The organism is Streptococcus anginosus subsp. whileyi MAS624, from assembly GCF_000478925.1.
In the GTDB taxonomy this organism is placed as follows: Bacteria; Bacillota; Bacilli; order Lactobacillales; family Streptococcaceae; genus Streptococcus; species Streptococcus whileyi.
Map to the genome: position 1 here is coordinate 80,754 of NZ_AP013072.1, position 16,747 is coordinate 97,500.

At 39.2% G+C, this 16,747-nt stretch carries 15 protein-coding genes (1 of these 15 running past the window's edge); all 15 read right to left on the reverse strand.

All coding sequences use genetic code 11. The features are described 5' to 3' along the window. Nucleotides 1–8: 8 nt before the first annotated feature. A complete protein-coding gene (gene purH / locus ANG_RS00400; RefSeq protein WP_025271535.1) occupies nt 9–1,556 on the reverse strand; it encodes a bifunctional phosphoribosylaminoimidazolecarboxamide formyltransferase/IMP cyclohydrolase in 1,548 nt (515 codons plus the stop codon). A gap of 14 nt (nt 1,557–1,570) precedes the next feature. Then, nucleotides 1,571–1,738 carry a hypothetical protein gene (locus tag ANG_RS00405; RefSeq protein WP_003036929.1) on the reverse strand — a complete coding sequence of 56 codons (168 nt, stop codon included), beginning with the start codon at nt 1,736–1,738 and terminating at the stop codon, nt 1,571–1,573. Nucleotides 1,739–1,795: 57 nt separating this feature from the next. Further along, nucleotides 1,796–2,350 (reverse strand): phosphoribosylglycinamide formyltransferase, encoded by a 555-nt coding sequence (gene purN / locus ANG_RS00410; protein WP_003036906.1) that lies wholly within the window; start codon nt 2,348–2,350, stop codon nt 1,796–1,798. Further along, complete coding sequence (gene purM / locus ANG_RS00415; RefSeq protein ID WP_003037010.1) at nt 2,350–3,369, reverse strand: phosphoribosylformylglycinamidine cyclo-ligase; 1,020 nt, start codon at nt 3,367–3,369, stop codon at nt 2,350–2,352. The genes purN and purM overlap by 1 nt, the downstream gene beginning before the upstream one ends. 236 nt (nt 3,370–3,605) lie before the next feature. Continuing rightward, complete coding sequence (gene purF, locus ANG_RS00420; protein WP_020999418.1) at nt 3,606–5,069, reverse strand: amidophosphoribosyltransferase; 1,464 nt, start codon at nt 5,067–5,069, stop codon at nt 3,606–3,608. A gap of 90 nt (nt 5,070–5,159) precedes the next feature. Next, nucleotides 5,160–8,885 (reverse strand): phosphoribosylformylglycinamidine synthase, encoded by a 3,726-nt coding sequence (locus tag ANG_RS00425; RefSeq protein ID WP_025271536.1) that lies wholly within the window; start codon nt 8,883–8,885, stop codon nt 5,160–5,162. Between the two features lie 51 nt (nt 8,886–8,936). Continuing rightward, a complete protein-coding gene (purC, locus tag ANG_RS00430) occupies nt 8,937–9,644 on the reverse strand; it encodes a phosphoribosylaminoimidazolesuccinocarboxamide synthase (RefSeq protein WP_025271537.1) in 708 nt (235 codons plus the stop codon). A 158-nt stretch (nt 9,645–9,802) separates the two neighbouring features. After that, the gene (locus ANG_RS00435; protein WP_025271538.1) at nt 9,803–10,048 is read right to left on the reverse strand and encodes an acyl carrier protein; all 246 of its coding nucleotides are present in this window, start codon (nt 10,046–10,048) and stop codon (nt 9,803–9,805) included. After that, the gene (gene plsX, locus ANG_RS00440; RefSeq protein WP_025271539.1) at nt 10,045–11,043 is read right to left on the reverse strand and encodes a phosphate acyltransferase PlsX; all 999 of its coding nucleotides are present in this window, start codon (nt 11,041–11,043) and stop codon (nt 10,045–10,047) included. Before plsX ends, ANG_RS00435 begins: the two co-directional genes overlap by 4 nt. Further along, nucleotides 11,040–11,813 carry a DNA repair protein RecO gene (gene recO / locus ANG_RS00445; RefSeq protein ID WP_025271540.1) on the reverse strand — a complete coding sequence of 258 codons (774 nt, stop codon included), beginning with the start codon at nt 11,811–11,813 and terminating at the stop codon, nt 11,040–11,042. The genes plsX and recO overlap by 4 nt, the downstream gene beginning before the upstream one ends. Further along, nucleotides 11,791–12,978 carry a pyridoxal phosphate-dependent aminotransferase gene (locus ANG_RS00450; RefSeq protein WP_025271541.1) on the reverse strand — a complete coding sequence of 396 codons (1,188 nt, stop codon included), beginning with the start codon at nt 12,976–12,978 and terminating at the stop codon, nt 11,791–11,793. The genes recO and ANG_RS00450 overlap by 23 nt, the downstream gene beginning before the upstream one ends. 154 nt (nt 12,979–13,132) lie before the next feature. Next, a complete protein-coding gene (locus ANG_RS00455; RefSeq protein ID WP_025271542.1) occupies nt 13,133–14,101 on the reverse strand; it encodes a ribose-phosphate diphosphokinase in 969 nt (322 codons plus the stop codon). Nucleotides 14,102–14,233: 132 nt separating this feature from the next. Beyond that, on the reverse strand, nt 14,234–15,463 hold the full coding sequence (gene pcsB / locus ANG_RS00460; protein WP_025271543.1) for a peptidoglycan hydrolase PcsB: 1,230 nt from the start codon (nt 15,461–15,463) through the stop codon (nt 14,234–14,236). A 109-nt stretch (nt 15,464–15,572) separates the two neighbouring features. Next, a complete protein-coding gene (mreD, locus tag ANG_RS00465; protein ID WP_025271544.1) occupies nt 15,573–16,073 on the reverse strand; it encodes a rod shape-determining protein MreD in 501 nt (166 codons plus the stop codon). Nucleotide 16,074: 1 nt separating this feature from the next. Beyond that, a protein-coding gene (gene mreC / locus ANG_RS00470) for a rod shape-determining protein MreC (protein WP_038677150.1) crosses the window boundary here: on the reverse strand, nt 16,075–16,747 show its 3' portion. 134 nt of this gene lie beyond the right edge of the window; only the last 673 of its 807 coding nucleotides appear in the window; its start codon lies off the right edge, out of view; it ends in the stop codon at nt 16,075–16,077.

Here is a 16,747-nt window from a genome sequence, read left to right on the forward strand (position 1 = left end):
TACTATTTTCAATGTCTAAAATGCCGTACGCCTGTAAACACCATGGCAATACCGTATTTATCAGCCACATCAATAGATTCTTGGTCACGGACGGACCCACCAGGTTGGATGATTGCTTTAATACCTGCGGCTGCGATTTCTTCTACGTTATCCGCAAATGGGAAGAAAGCATCACTAGCAAGAACCGCACCGTCAAGACGGTCTTTCGCTTGGTCAAGAGCAATACGAACAGAAGCTACACGGTTTGTTTGACCAGGACCAACACCAAGTGTCATGTGGTCATTTGTCACGATGATACCGTTCGATTTCACGTACTTGATGGCTTTCCAAGCAAATTCAAGTGCTGTTTTTTCTTGGTCAGTTGGTTGACGTTTTGTCACAACCTTCCAATCAGCTGGATTTTCTTTGACAACATCTTGGTTTTGAACCAGAAGACCACCGACAACACCCGTGTATTCTTTTTCAACTTGGCTAACTTCTTGAGCTTCAAATGGCAATTGAAGAATGCGCAAGTTTTTCTTCTTAGTTGTCAAGATTTCAAGGGCTTCTTCTGAATAACTTGGTGCAATGATGATTTCAAGGAAGATATCGTGCATTTTCTTAGCTGTTGCGGCGTCAACTTCACGATTCAGCACAACAATACCACCAAAGATTGAAACTGGGTCTGATTCATAAGCATAGTCCCAAGCTGTTTCAATATCATCAGCTTGTCCGATACCACACGGATTCATGTGTTTAAGGGCAACAACAGTGGGACGGTCTTTGAAATCACGGATAATGCGGATTGCAGCGTCAGCGTCACGGATGTTGTTAAATGACAATTCTTTACCATTCAATTGTTTAGCAGAAGCAATTGAGTAATCTGTCGGCAAAGCTTTTTGGTAGAAATCAGCGTCTTGTTGAGGGTTTTCACCATAACGCATGGGTTGTTTCAAATCATAAATGATGGTGAGTTTTTCAGGTTTTGTTTCTCCGACTTGTTTTGTGAAATATTCCGCAATTAAAGCGTCGTAAGCTGCTGTGTGACGGAAAACTTTGGCTGCCAAGCGTTGACGCGTTTCAAAGTTTGTTTCACCATTAGCTGTCAATTCATCCAAAACAACAGCGTAATCAGCTGGGTCAACGACAACTGTAACACTAGCATGGTTTTTAGCAGCAGAGCGAAGCATGGATGGACCACCGATATCAATGTTTTCAACCGCATCAGCATAAGTCACATATGGTTTCAGAATAGTTTCTTTGAATGGGTAAAGGTTAACCACAACAAGGTCAATCAATTCAATGTGATTATCTTTTGCAGCTTGAAGGTGGCTGTCAAGGTCGCGACGAGCCAAAAGGCCGCCGTGAATATTTGGATGAAGTGTTTTCACACGACCGTCCATCATTTCTGGGAAGCCCGTTACATCATCAATGGCGATAGTATCAACGCCTGCTTTATCAAGCGTAACTTTTGTTCCGCCAGTTGAGATAATATCCCAACCAAGTTTTTTTAATTCTTGAACAAATTCAACAATGCCCGCTTTGTCTGAAACACTGATTAGTGCACGTTTTGTCATTTCAGTCCTACTTTCTACTTCTTTTTGTAAAATATAAACCACTCAATAGCAATACTGGCAATAAGCCCGATAGAATAAGCCAAGCAAAGGCGTAACGGATTTTCAAGATTACCAAATAGTACATTTACTATAAAGGCAACGACAATAAAAGTTAATACAAACACCAAAATCTTTTTTATCATCATAATCTCCTTATAAGGCAGCATACTAATAGCTAACTACGCTATCAAATACGCTGACTACTTTTTCTCAACTCCTAAGCTCTCCAAAACCTCTGGATAGAGTTTATACTCTGCTTCATGAATACGAGCTTCAAAACTGTCAATGGTATCATCAGCCAGACGAGGCACACGAACTTGTTTAATCACTTTTCCCGTGTCAACACCATTGTCAACCCAGTGAATGGTAACACCAGATTGGTCAACACCTGCTTCCCAAGCATCATCAATACCATGAGCCCCTGGAAATTCTGGCAGATAAGCTGGGTGAATATTGATGATACGACCTTCGTAAGCTGCTAGCAAAGTCGGACCAACAATCTTCATATAACCAGCTAGGCAAACCACATCAATATCATATTTTTCAAGCAAAGTAACAATAGCTTCTTCGTAAGCTACTTTATTATCAAACTCTTTGAGTTCAAAAGCATGAGCTGTCACACCAAGTTTTTCAGCACGCTCTAAAACGTAGGCATCTCGATGATCTGAAAAGACAAATTCAACCGGAAATTGCTCCGCAATGACTTGAAAATTGAACCCGTTACCACTCGCAAAAACGGCAATTTTTTTGCTCATTATTTCATCACCACACTTGCATCAGCTTTTTTAACGATACGACCAAGTTCGTAAACTGGCTCATCAAGCAATTCTTTCACGCGCTCAACCTTATCAGGACTAACTGCCAACATGAGACCAATACCCATGTTGAAGATTTCAAACATTTCTTCGTGTTTAATGCTGCCATATTTTTCAAGAGCTTTAAAAATTGGAAGAACAGGGACTTTATCCTCTTCAATTTCAGCAGCCCAATCATCCGCAAACATCCGTGGAACATTTTCAATGAAGCCACCTCCAGTGATATGGGCAATGCCGTTAACCAATTCTTCTTTGATAAGCGGAAGCACCGCTTTGACATAGATACGTGTTGGTTCAAGCAGCACTTCTTTCAATTTTTTGCCTTCAAGTTCTGGAAGAACTTCTTCACCTGTATAATCAGCAAAGACGCGACGCACAAGTGAATAACCGTTTGAGTGAATCCCACTGGAAGCAAGCCCAAGAAGAACATCACCATCAGAAACTTTTGAGCCATCGATAATCTGTGACTTTTCAGCGACACCAACCGCAAAACCAGCTAAATCATAGTCGTCTTCACCATACATACCAGGCATCTCAGCCGTTTCGCCACCGATAAGAGCTGCACCAGATTGAACACAACCTTCCGCAACACCTGCAACGACTTGTTCAAGTTTTGCTGGTTCATTTTTACCCGTAGCAACGTAATCTAGGAAGTAAAGCGGCTCTGCCCCAGCTGCAATGATGTCATTGACACACATGGCAACACAGTCTTGACCGATTGTATCGTGTTTATCATATTTGATGGCAAGCATGAGTTTTGTTCCCACACCGTCAGTACCTGAAATCAAAACAGGCTCTTTCACGCCAGTTCTTGTAAGGTCGAACATCCCACCAAAACCGCCAAGAGCGCCCATGACGCCAAGACGTTCGGTGCGCGCAACGTGTTTTTTGATCCGTGCAACAACTTCATAACCCGCTTCAACATCAACACCAGATTGAGCATAAGCATTTTTTGTCATAATAATTTTCCTTCTCTTTTTTTGTCAAAAAACCATATTGGAGATTGCGACGTTTTTTTCAGTCAAACCATTCTTTTGACTGAAAAAGCTAGTCAGGTCTTTAGCTTTGGTCCCATAGGACAAAGCGTCCATTGACGAATGCTTTAGCCTTTAGTCAGTGGTAAGACGTGGAGCATAAGAGTTTTTTGTCATAATATTTTTCTCCTTTTGGGAAATAGCAGAGCTATTAAACTGTTCTATTTATTTTCATTAACTTCATGAATATAGAAGCTTGTTTTTTCTTCTAAGCTTTTGAGGTAAGGTTCTTCGTAATCGTAAAGTGGTGTTGGATACTTACCGTCAAAGTAAGCCACACACAAACCACCATTAGGCGCATCTGTATCAAGACCGATTGATTCAATCAAACCGTCAATTGACAAGTAAGTCAAGCTATCAGCACCGATAATCTCACAAACTTCATCTTTGCTATGATTAGCTGAAATCAATTCACGACGATTTTGAATATCGATACCGTAGAAACATGGGTATTTCAATTCTGGACTACCGATTGCCACATGAACTTCTGTCGCACCAGCTTCACGAAGCAAACGAACGATACGGCGTGATGTAGTTCCACGCACGATAGAATCATCAACCATGACCACGCGCTTCCCTTTAACAACACCAGATACGGCTGAGAGCTTCATGCGAACACCTTGCTCACGCAACTCTTGTGTCGGTTGAATGAAAGTACGTTGTGTGTACTGATTTTTCACCAAGCCCATTTCATTTGGGAGACCTGATTCTTCAGCAAATCCCATCGCTGCTGAAAGTGATGAATTCGGTACACCAACGACAATATCAGCTTCATGTTGAAATTCCTGTGCCAAACGTTTCCCCATATTTTTACGAGCCGTGTGAACATTGACACCATAAATATCACTGTCAGGTCGTGCAAAATAGATGTATTCCATTGAACAGATAGCAAGCTGAGTATCCGTCGTGTAGGTATCGTACCGAATGCCATTGTCATCAATAATAACCATTTCACCAGGTTTCACATCTCGAATCCACTTGGCACCAACCACTTCAAAGGCACACGTTTCACTTGATACTACCCAAGCACCATTTGCCATTTGCCCAATTGACAAGGGACGAAAACCATTTGGGTCAAGCGCAGCAATCAATTTATCTTCTGTCATCAAAAGATAAGCAAAGCCACCTTTGACAGTGTTCAACGCTTCTTTGACTTTACCGATAAATTCAGAATTATGGCTACGGCGAATCAAATGCATTAGAATTTCAGTATCAGATGAGGCATTAAAAATCGCCCCTTGGTCTTCCAATTCTTTTTTCAATGATACTGCATTTGTCAAATTACCATTGTGGCAAAGCCCAAATTGCTCGTCTGTAAAGTTGTAAAGAAATGGTTGAATATTATTAATAGACGCAGAGCCAGCAGTCGCATAGCGAACGTGACCAATAGCAGCAGTTCCTGTTAATTTTTCCAAATCAGCAGGATTTTTAAATACTTCTGAAAGAAGACCAGTATTACGGTGCTGAAGAAGTTTGCCCTTATCGTTTGTGACAATACCAGCACCTTCTTGACCGCGGTGTTGAAGACTGTGAAGTCCAAAATAAGTCACTTGAGCTGCTTGAGGATGCCCCCAAATCCCAAAAACACCACATTCTTCATTTAGAGATTTAACTTCGTATGTCACTGACATTTCCTCTTGTTTTTCTGTCATTTTTATGCTCAATCATTATCAAAAGAATCCGAAATCATAGTTTCTTTTGATATTTGACGAGTATTATTCCCCTGTAAAGTAACGCACAGCACTTGCAAAGAGATGTTGGTCTTTATTTCCTGGAATATTTTGGAAAAGACCGTCTTCATAACGTTCTGAATGTCCCATTTTACCAATGATTTGACCGTTCTTGCTGGTAATCCCTTCAATCGCATTAATAGAGCCGTTTGGATTGTATTTAGAATCCATGCTTGGTTTGCCATCAAAATCCACGTATTGGCTGAAGATTTGTCCGTTGTCACGGAGTTCTGCAAATTCTTCATCTGTTACGACAAATTTCCCTTCACCATGTGATACTGGGATTGCATGAATATCACCAACTTTGACACCGGCAAGCCAAGGTGAGTTCGTATTGGAAATACGTGTTTCAACCATTTTCGCCACATGTTGGTTGGCATCATTATAGAAGAGTGTCGGACTTGTTTCGGTCGCTTCTTCAAAGTTACCGTATGGAAGTAGGCCTGATTTCACAAGCGCTTGGAATCCATTACAGATACCGATAATCAGCCCGCCTTTTTCAATAAAGCTATCAATCGCTGCGCGGACTTTTTGGTTTAACAAGATGTTAACGATGAATTTAGCAGAACCGTCTGGTTCATCAGCAGCTGAGAAACCTCCTGTAAAGAAAATAATATTTGCTTTACAGATGTTGTCAACCATTGTGTCAACTGAAGTCTCAATGGCTGCCTCATCAAGTGTTACGAACGGAACCAAATTCACTTTTGCTCCAGCTTGTTCAAAGGCTTTTGCTGAATCATATTCTGAATTTGTACCAGGGAAGACTGGAATGTAAACAAGTGGCTCTGCTACTTTCTTACTTGTTTTAATCACTGCATCTGAAGTAACTGCTGGAACATCTTCAAGTTTAGTACTTTGTTCAAATTCAGTTGGGTAAACATCTTCGAGTTTGCTTTCAAAGGCTGACAAAAGTTTATCACCTGCAAGGTTGACACCATTGATAGTAAGTGTAAAGTCAGCTGTAGTTTCACCTATTTTGTTAACTTCAGCAATTTCTTCAGTAGATGTAAAGATAAAGCCACCGAGTTGTGCTGTCAAACTAGTCTCAAGCTCTGTCAATTCTACTTTAGCACCGATATGGTTACCAAAAGCTGAAAGTGCCAAACTTTCCATCACACCACCATACTTAACAGCTGAAGCTGATGTGATATGGTGTGCTTTTTGAATCGCTTCAAATTTAGCAAAGTTAGCTTTGATCAAGTCAAAATCAATCTCTTGTGAAATAGCTTGCCCTGAAATGTAGTAAATGTATTCACCAGCTGTTTTAAATTCTGGCGAAAGAACATTACGACTATCAGCTGTTGTCACACCAAAGGCAACCAATGTTGGTGGTACTGTCAATTCTTCAAAGGTACCAGACATTGAATCTTTACCACCGATTGATGGTAAACCTAGTTGTAATTGTGCTTCGATTGACCCAAGAAGGGCTGAAACTGGTTGTCCAAAGCGTTCAGCTTGTTTATCCATACGTTGGAAATATTCTTGATAAGAGAAGCGTGCTTTAGACCAATTCGCACCTGTTGCCACCAAACGCGCTGTTGCTTCGATAACAGCATAAGCTGCACCATGATATGGTGACCATTCAGCAATATAAGGGTTGAACCCTTGTGCCATAACTGACGCTGTTGTTGTTACACCGTTTTGAACAGGAAGTTTTTGAACTGAACTTTCTGTTGGTGTGATTTGATAACGACCACCAATCGGATGATTGACCGTTGAACGACCAACAGAGCTATCAAAGATGGTTTGTAAACCTTTTTGACTAGCGTGATTAAGGTCAGAAAGAACATTTACAGTATCAGATTCAAGTGTCGCAGCTGAAGTGGTACGTTGTTCTGGCATGTCAACTTGACTGTCAACAACATTAGCATCAACCACCACGCGCACACCGTTTGTATCAAGGAAACGACGTTCAATATCAACGATTGTTTGACCATTCCAAGTCATAACAAGGTTTTGTTTTTCCGTAACTGTGGCAACCACTACCGCATCAATATTTTCCTTGTGACATTCTGCCACGAAAGCATCAACATCTTTCGGACGAACCACAACAGCCATCCGTTCTTGTGATTCAGAAATGGCAATTTCAGTTCCATTAAGCCCTTGGTATTTCAAAGGCACTTTGTTAAGGTCGATTTCAAGACCGTCAGCTAATTCACCAATTGCCACACAGACACCACTAGCACCAAAGTCGTTTGATTTTTTAATAAGACGCGTCACATTACCATTGCGGAAAAGACGTTGAATCTTCCGTTCTTCAATAGCATTCCCTTTTTGAACTTCTGCGCCAGCTGTTTCAACAGATTCAACCGTTTGAACTTTAGATGAACCAGTTGCACCACCGACACCGTCACGACCAGTTTTACCACCGAGAAGAATAACCACATCACCAGCTTCTGGTTTCTCACGAACAACATTTCCCTTAGGAGCTGCACCGACAACGGCACCGAGTTCCATACGTTTAGCGACGAATCCTGGGTGGAAGTATTCTTTAACGTAAGTTGTGGCAAGACCGATTTGGTTACCATATGAAGAATAACCATGTGCCGCTGTTTTAGAAATCACTTGCTGCGGCAATTTGCCGGCACGCGTCTCAGCAATCGGTGTTGTAATATCACCAGCACCTGAAATACGCATTGCTTGATAAACATAAGAACGTCCTGACAATGGGTCGCGGATTGCACCACCGATACAGGTCGCCGCACCACCAAATGGTTCAATTTCTGTTGGGTGATTGTGTGTTTCATTCTTGAACATCAAAAGCCATGGTTCTTTAACACCGTTCACATCCACTTCAATTTCAACAGAACATGCGTTAATTTCGTCTGACACTTCCATATCGTCCAAGCGACCATTCGCACGTTCATAACGACAAAAGATTGTCGCCATGTCCATCAATGTTTGTGGCTTTTCAGAATGTCCAAGTTCATCACGCATAGCAATATATTTATCATAAGTTGCCTGTAATTGTTTTTGGAATTTAGATGCTGAGAAATCAATATGTTTAAGCTCAGTTTCGAAAGTTGTGTGGCGGCAGTGGTCTGACCAATAAGTATCCAAAACTTTCAATTCTGTTTCCGTTGGCACGCGCCCAATTGATTTGAAGTACTCTTGGATAAAGACAAGGTCATCAACTTCCATCGCCAAACCTTGTTCAGCTTTATAATCAGCAAATTCAGCCGCTGTATAAGTCTTGAAGAAATCAAGATTTGGAATCGTTTTGTCCGACTCTGAAAATGCTTGCGGTGCAATTCCTGTCGTAATATCTTTAAAACGAGAATCTACTGGATTAAGAAGATAATTCTTAACCGCATCAAGTTCAGCAGTATCAATATCTTTGTTAACAAGATAAAGTTGAGCCGTATTAACCGTTACATCATTACTGCTGCCAAGAAGGAGTAATGCTTCTTGTGATGAAGCCGCACGCTGATCAAATTGACCTGGAAGTGATTCGATGGCAAAGAAAGCATAGTTAGCAAGTTCAGCAACCACATCACTTTCAGCCAAAATAGTATCAGTTACCTGTTCAGAGAAGATGTTCTTTTCAGCACGCTCAAAAAGCGAATCTGCCAAGCCAAACACATCATACACTTGAATAATACGCAAATCGGTCAAACTCGCTAACTGAAGATTCTGTTTCAGTTCTTTAACAAGCGCCTGAGCCTTAATGTTAAAATTTGATTTTTTCTCAACGAAAATTCGTTTATTCATTTTTTACCCTTTTTAGAATTCTTCTTTCTACTTAATTAGAAATCACAGTTTTTAGTTAAGCTCTTTGAGTTTTTTAAGGACAACTTCGTAAACATCTGTCAAACTACCTAAATCACGACGGAAAACATCTTTATCCATGTGATGACCTTCACCATCCCAAAGACGGCAGTTATCTGGTGAAAATTCATCCGCAAGAATAATTTTGCCATCTTTATCTTTACCAAATTCCAATTTGAAATCAATCAAATTAAGACCAATTTGGCTGAACCAATCTTTCAAAAGGTCATTAATACGACGTGTTTCTGCTTTGATATAAGCAATATCTTCATCACTTGCAATACCAAGGAATTTTACGTGCTCATCATTGATAAATGGGTCATCCAAATCATCATTTTTGTAGTAAAATTCAACGATTGGAGTATCTAATTCAATACCTTCTTCTACCCCAAAACGTTTTGAGAATGAGCCTGCAGTGACATTACGCAAAACAACTTCAAGCGGAATGATATCCACTTTTTTATTCAATTGTTCGGTTTCTGACAATTGTTTAACAAAGTGAGTCGCCACACCTGCTTCATTCAATTTCGTAAAAATGAAAGATGAGATTTGATTATTAAGAACGCCTTTACCTTTAATAGTCTCTTTACGAGCACCATTAAGCATTGTCGCTTGGTCTTTGTAATGTGCAATAATAAGATTTTCATCATCTGTCAAAAATAAATCTTTAGCTTTTCCCGAATATAACAAATCACCTGTCATTTTAATATTCGCCTTTCACATTTTTCTGACTTAAGTCTATCATATTCAAAAAGGATTTTCAAGAAAATACCGTACAATATTCGCAAACATCAAAAAAACAGCTGGGGTTTCAGCTGTTTTCTCATATTTTCTTTAGTTAGTCAATAAAAAGTTCGTTTTTATGCTTCCTTCAAATTTTTCTGCACACAAGCGACAACATCACTCACATTCTTCAACTCATCTATATCTTCGTCTGAAATTTCAATACCAAATTCATCTTCCACAGTTAGAATAAATTCCATCAAATCAACAGAATCTGCTTGTAAGTCATCTTTCAAACTGAGTGTTTGAGAAACTTGAAATCCCTCACCACGACTTTCCTGAATAATTTCTACGATTCTTTCGTAAATTTCTTGTTCTGTCATTTTGCCTCTCCCGAAAATTCATTTACTGCTTTTCCTACAACATCCGTTTCCAACATTGTACAAATTTGACGAATCGTGCTGTAAACTGCTTTTGCATCGCTCGCTCCATGTGTTTTCACAACAGGTGCTTTTACTCCAAATAAAACAGCACCGCCTACATCAGAATAGTTTAAACTACTCTTCAAAGACTTTAGACTATCTTTCAGTAACATTGCACCTAGTTTTGCTTTCCAGCCACCATCTAAAATAGATTTTTTAAGCTGACTCATAATTCCCATGGCTGTTCCCTCCATGGCTTTCAACACAGCATTCCCTGTAAATCCGTCCGCTACAACAACATCTGCTACATGATTCATTAAATCACGCGCTTCCACATTTCCAATAAAATTTAACGAAGCATCCGCCGCTAACAAATCATACACTTCTTTCCGCAAGGGATCACCCTTGCTCGCTTCTGTCCCATTGTTTAAAAGCCCTACACGTGGTTGGTTGATTCCACGGACATTTTCAGCATAAAATGACCCTAAAATAGCATACTGATGCAAATGATGAGCTGTATTTTCCGCATTAGCCCCCAAATCCAACATATCAAAGCCTTTGCCATCTGTCGTTGGTAACGTGGACATCAATCCCGGACGATCAATATTCTTGATACGGCCAACAATGAAGAATCCCGCGGCCAAGAGTGCGCCAGTATTCCCCGCTGAAAGAACGGCATCAGCTTCTCCGTCCTTTACTGCTTTTGCCGCTAGCACCATGCTGGCATTTTTCTTCTTGCGAATTGCTTTAGTTGGCTCATCGTCCGAGTTGATTTTTTCATCCGTATGAACAATACGAACTCGCTCACTTGCCTTTAAATACTGCTTGATTTTTGCTTCATCTCCATAAAGGATGACTTCAATATCCGAAAAATCGTTCAGTGCTCGATTAACCCCCTCTACGACAGATTGTGGAGCATAATCGCCACCCATGGCATCAATTGCTATTTTTTTCATTTCGACTCCTTGTTCTTTAAAATTTCTCCCCAGTCTCCCAGAGAATCAATAAATTTTTTGGGCTTTAGATGAATCCCAACATATTCTTCATAAATTTGATCAATCACTTTTCGCAATTGTCTTTTCAATTCAGGCTTCAAAGAAATGGTCTCCAGTTCACTAAATTGAACCGCTTGAAATTGGTCCAATAAGTAAGGAATGTTGGGATCCAAATGACTCCGTCGCTCATCTTTGCCATAATGTTCCGGACATAAAACGCCATTATAAGTAAAGGAAAAATCAAACGGTAGCCCTACTCGGTGGCAAAAGCAGCATTCATGGAAATTCAAAGAAACACCAAAACGTGACAAAATTTGAATCTCAAAAATATTGGTCAACACCTCATAATCCAAGCCCTGCTCCATCAATTCCAACGTTTTTTGCAAAAAAGCAAAGAGAGCCGAATCTATTTCATTATCCTGAATACTAGCGTCCGCTAGAGCTACCACATAAGTCGCATAAGCCATTGCAAACAAATCATGATTGATATGCTGGAAAGTCGTAACCTCTTGATAATCATCGATATAACTCAAACCGTCATCATTTATTTTCATCAAAAAATCGGCCACTACCAATGGTTGGATAACTGGATTCAACTTAGAATTTCTAGCATGTTTCACGAAAAACATTCGCTTACCAGCCTGCTCTGTGAAAATTTTGACCAGCTTATCATTTTCTCGGAAATTACGATTATAGAGAACCAAACCTTTACTTGTGATGGATTTCAGCATACTCCTCCATATATTCCTCAAGCCGTTTCATAGCTTCTTTTATCGTATCCATGCTGGCCGCATAAGAAAGACGTACATAACCTTCCCCATACTGACCAAAAGCAGCACCAGGAATGAAAGCAACTGCTTTTTTTTGTGCAAAATCCTTCAAAAAAGCAAAAGAATCTTGATTATAGCTAGCTGGAATTTTGGCAAAAATATAAAATGCACCATCTGGTTTGATAATCTTAAAACCCAGCTCCGTCATCTTTTCGATAATGTAATCGCGACGCTCAATATATTCCCTTTTCATTGGCTCTGCATCGTCTTTACCCGCTGTCAATGCCTCCACTCCTGCAAATTGAGCCATCGTGTTTGCGGCTGTCACCAAATATTGGTGACTTTTAATCAATTGAGCCGTAAAAGCAGCTGGGGCAAAGGTGAAACCTAGACGCCAGCCTGTCATCGCATGCGATTTAGACAAACCATTAATCACAATCGTTTGCTCTGGTAAAAATTCTGCAATAGATACATGTGGTTGCTCGGTATAAGTCAGCTCAGAATACACTTCATCGCAAACAACAAAGACATCATACTTTTTCAATACATCGGCTAACGCAGTCATTTGTTCTCGTGAATAAGTCACTCCTGTCGGATTAGCTGGATAATTTAAAATCACTGCTTTAAGCTGATTACCTTGCTCCAAGATAGCCTTTTCCAGCATTTCAGGCGTTAAAACAAAGTCATTGTCTGTCGTATCAATCTCGACAATTTCTGCTCCCACAAGATTAACAATCGGCTCATATCCCGGATAAGCAGGTGCAAGCAACAGTACCTTATCTCCTTCTTCTAAGATAACTGTCAACGTAGCAGACAGAGCTTCTGTCGCTCCAATTGTCACTAAAATTTCTGTTTCAGGGTCATAAGAAAGATTGTATTTTTCTTTCACAAATTGACTGGCTGCCTGACGCAATTCTAACAACCCACTCATGCCCGTATAATGACTCTCGTTTGCATCAATTGCCGCTTTCGCAGCTTCTTTTACATGATCTGGAGTTGTAAAATCAGGCTCTCCCAATGTCAAACGAAGAACTCCAGGAATGTTCGAAATAGATTGATCAAATTGCCGAATCAAAGAAACTTCAATTTTATCTAAATTTTTGTTAAAACGTTTCGTCAAATCCATATTTTACCTCCAAAATCTGATAGAACTATTATACTATAAAACCTAAGTCATAGCAAAAATATCATAATATTGAGAAAATTTATCACTTATCATCTGATTGAAGCAAAAGAATCACTCCAGCTATCAGAGTGATTCCTATCTAGATGTTCTTACATTAAAGAGCCGTTAAAGTTTCAAATAATGGCGAAAGAGGACGTTTTTCATGGATACGTACAATCGCCTCTGCCAAAAGATGAGCAATTGAAATTTGTTCAATTTTATCAATTAAACGTTCTTCCGGCAAATAAATTGTATCTAACACGACCAATTTTTTAATCGCTGATTTCTGAATATTATCCATAGCAGAACCCGAAAGTACTGGATGAGTACAGCTTGCATAAACTTCTACCGCACCTGCCTCAGCAAGCGCATCAGCAGCATGGCAAATTGTCCCAGCTGTATCAATCATATCGTCAATTAAAATACAAGTTTTGCCTTCTACTTTACCGATGATATTCATCACCTCACTCGTATTCATCTTATCTACACTACGGCGCTTATCAATAATAGCAATCGGTGTTTTCAAAAATTCAGCTAATTTACGAGCGCGCGTCACACCACCGTGGTCAGGGCTAACAACTACATAATCGCTACCTGTCATCCCACGACGTTCAAAATAATCCGCAATGAGAGGAGCCCCCATAAGATGATCTACTGGAATATCAAAAAATCCTTGAATTTGAGCCGCATGCAAATCAATTGTCAGCAAACGATCAACACCAGCCACTTGCAACATATTTGCAACTAATTTTGAAGTAATTGGCTCACGAGCACGTGCCTTTCGGTCTTGACGAGCATAGCCATAATAAGGCATTACAACATTGATTGATTCAGCACTTGCACGCTTTAAAGCATCCACCATGATTAAAATTTCCATAAAATTATCATTGACGGGCGAGCTCGTTGACTGCAAGATAAAAACATGTTTTCCACGGATAGATTCTTCGATATTTACTTGAATCTCCCCATCAGAAAATTGACGCACAGTTGACTTTCCAAGCTCCATACCAATCTCTTGAGCAACACGTTTAGCCAGTTCCTGGTTAGATGAAAGAGCAAAGAGCTTTAAATCAGAAAACGACATGATTTCCTCCAGTATATATTCGTTTCTTTGTAAATCAGTTACAAATTTCTCCACTTAACATTGTAACCCTTTTTAGTGAATTTTTCAATTAAAAATAAAAAACGCAAGATGCGCTTTTTATTTTTATATTCATTAATTTGGATAGATGTAAGTAAATGAACCTTGTCCTGCAGCAGCTGGATTGAACCAACCACGATAATTTCCAATAGCTTGATTACCTGCATAATTTGCTTCAGATACTTGAATACTTGTAGCTGATTGAACAGCTGTTACAACAGCAACGTGTCCATAACCACCATCGTTCCATGAAATGATCGCACCTACTTGAGGTGTTGAACCTGTACGGAAACCAGCTGCAGCCGCACTTGCTGCCCATTGAGCCCCATTGCCCCAATAATCACCAGCCCACGGAGCTAATGTTTTTGCTCCCCATGTACATTGACCAACTGGATAAGTTGAAGCAGATGAACTATATGTAGGACGGCTCACAGTTCTAGTAGTAGTTGTTGCTGCTGCTTGTTGCGTCACATTTGTTTGAGTTGGCGTAGCTGCTGCACCACTATTGTTGTTTACAGCTTGTACTTGTGCTGCCAAACTTGTATTAGCAGAAGAAGCTACAGCTTGTTCTTGCGCCGCTTGTTGTGCTTTATAAGCTGCTTCTTGTGCTGCTGCCTCTTCAGCTGCCTTTTGTGCCGCTGCCTTTTGTGCCAACAATGAGTTCTTTTCACCTTCAGCAGTTGCTTTTTCCGCAGCAAGATTCAACTGCGCTACTTTTAGTTCAGCTTGCTTAGTAGACAATGTTTTTGCATCATTTGCAAGTGTTTGTTGATTTGCGATAACAGTATTTATCGCTTCATTATTTGCTACTTGTTTTTCAGAAATAGCTTTTTTATCTTGTTTTTGTTGTTCCAACATTTTATTGTTTGCTGAAACAATTTCGCTCATCGCAGAAACACGTGAAATAGCTTCTGTAATCGATTTTGAATTTACAATTGTATTGATATAGCTTGTAGCTGTACCGCTCGTTTGAGCACTACGTGCTTGATTAGCCAATGATTCATTACGCGCTACAATATTCTTAGACAACGTTTCGATTTCAGCCGATAATTTTGTTGATTCAGCTTGAAGTTTTTCGTTTTCAGCTTTCAATTTTTCTTGTTGAGATTGAATAGATGAAACTTGAGCTTGAATTTGATCTACTTGAGCTTGAGCTGATTTTTGTTGATCATTCAAACTATTAATTTTACTATCTTGTGCAGCAATCTTGTCATCAGTAGAATCTGCATGTACATTTACAAGAGATGCTCCCTGTGCAAGAACCATTGTACTTAATAAAATTGATGTAAGTAATTTTTTCTTCATAAACGATTATACTCCTATTCAATAAGACAATTATAAGTATAACAAAAAAAGGCGCTGAGTATGTTACACCTTTATTACATTTCTATTTCCAATTCATCATAAAATCTTATCATAAATATATCTTCTCCAAAATTGGTTGAAGCAACAAAAAGAATAGTAAATTCGAGACCATTGTCGGAGCAATTGTATAAACGACAAAATCTGCAAAAGACATTTGAGCTAGATGGGTAACATTTGCCAAAGCGAACGTAGCCACCTCAAAGAAAAATACTAAAATGGCAACTGTTAAAAAACGACTAACTCGATTAGACATCAAAACAGAATTATATTTACTAATAACAATCCCCGCTAAAGGCAACAATAGTGTCGAAATGCCGATAATATGAAAATAATACGCATCATACAATAAACCAATTAACAGCAACATGGTAAAATTAGTATTTTCTGAAAGATTTATCGAAATATACAAAATAAAGATAAGCAAAAGATGACTTAGTAAGTGGATATTATTTGGAAATAAATTAGTCAAAAGATTTGAAAGATGGCCATCTACTAACATCACAACAAATAAAACCAAAAAGGGTAAAATGTAGCTTTTAAAAAATTTCATATCAATTTCCTACTAATGTCACCACACGAATATCTGATAAATCCGCACTTGGTTTTACAAAGACTTCTTTTGTTAAATGGTCCGATTTTTCAGTAACAGAAAGGACTGTTCCAACCGGAATATTAGGAATGTTGTACGTTCCTAAACCACTGGTCACAACTTTCTCACCTTTTTTAATGGTATCCAAACTATTTAACTGACTGATAATAAAAGCAGATTTTTCTTTACTGTAACCAACAATCACACCATAAATTGTGCTTGTCTCCGTTTGAATTCTTACTGAAATATTATCAACATTTTTATTATTGGTTAAAAGATTTACTCGGCTAGAATGATAAGCAACATCTTTCACACTACCAATCAAGCCACCATTTGCCACCGCTAGCATTGTATTTTGAATTCCATTTTGACGACCAGCATTGACAGTTAATTCAGATAACCAAGAAACCGGCATACGCGTAATAACATCAGATGAAACCGTTTTTTTTGACTTATAAAGATTTTTCATTTCTAATAGCTGTCTTAATTGAGCATTTTCATCTTTTAATGAAGCTGAATCAGCAGATTGTTCTTCTGCTTTAAATAAAGCTTTTTTTAATTGCTTGTTTTCTTTATATGTCCGTGATAAATCAGTCAAATCTGATTTAACATCCGCCAAAAAATTAAATGGTTTT

Bases quoted from the DNA above. Each gene is read 5' to 3' on its own strand.
- mreD (WP_025271544.1), bottom strand. From the start codon at position 16,073: ATGAAATTTTTTAAAAGCTACATTTTACCCTTTTTGGTTTTATTTGTT.
- pcsB (WP_025271543.1), bottom strand. From the start codon at position 15,463: ATGAAGAAAAAATTACTTACATCAATTTTATTAAGTACAATGGTTCTT.
- purN (WP_003036906.1), bottom strand. From the start codon at position 2,350: ATGAGCAAAAAAATTGCCGTTTTTGCGAGTGGTAACGGGTTCAATTTT.
- purC (WP_025271537.1), bottom strand. From the start codon at position 9,644: ATGACAGGTGATTTGTTATATTCGGGAAAAGCTAAAGATTTATTTTTG.
- ANG_RS00435 (WP_025271538.1), bottom strand. From the start codon at position 10,048: ATGACAGAACAAGAAATTTACGAAAGAATCGTAGAAATTATTCAGGAA.
- purM (WP_003037010.1), bottom strand. From the start codon at position 3,369: ATGACAAAAAATGCTTATGCTCAATCTGGTGTTGATGTTGAAGCGGGT.
- purH (WP_025271535.1), bottom strand. From the start codon at position 1,556: ATGACAAAACGTGCACTAATCAGTGTTTCAGACAAAGCGGGCATTGTT.
- ANG_RS00425 (WP_025271536.1), bottom strand. From the start codon at position 8,885: ATGAATAAACGAATTTTCGTTGAGAAAAAATCAAATTTTAACATTAAG.
- plsX (WP_025271539.1), bottom strand. From the start codon at position 11,043: ATGAAAAAAATAGCAATTGATGCCATGGGTGGCGATTATGCTCCACAA.
- recO (WP_025271540.1), bottom strand. From the start codon at position 11,813: ATGCTGAAATCCATCACAAGTAAAGGTTTGGTTCTCTATAATCGTAAT.
- ANG_RS00405 (WP_003036929.1), bottom strand. From the start codon at position 1,738: ATGATAAAAAAGATTTTGGTGTTTGTATTAACTTTTATTGTCGTTGCC.
- ANG_RS00455 (WP_025271542.1), bottom strand. From the start codon at position 14,101: ATGTCGTTTTCTGATTTAAAGCTCTTTGCTCTTTCATCTAACCAGGAA.
- ANG_RS00450 (WP_025271541.1), bottom strand. From the start codon at position 12,978: ATGGATTTGACGAAACGTTTTAACAAAAATTTAGATAAAATTGAAGTT.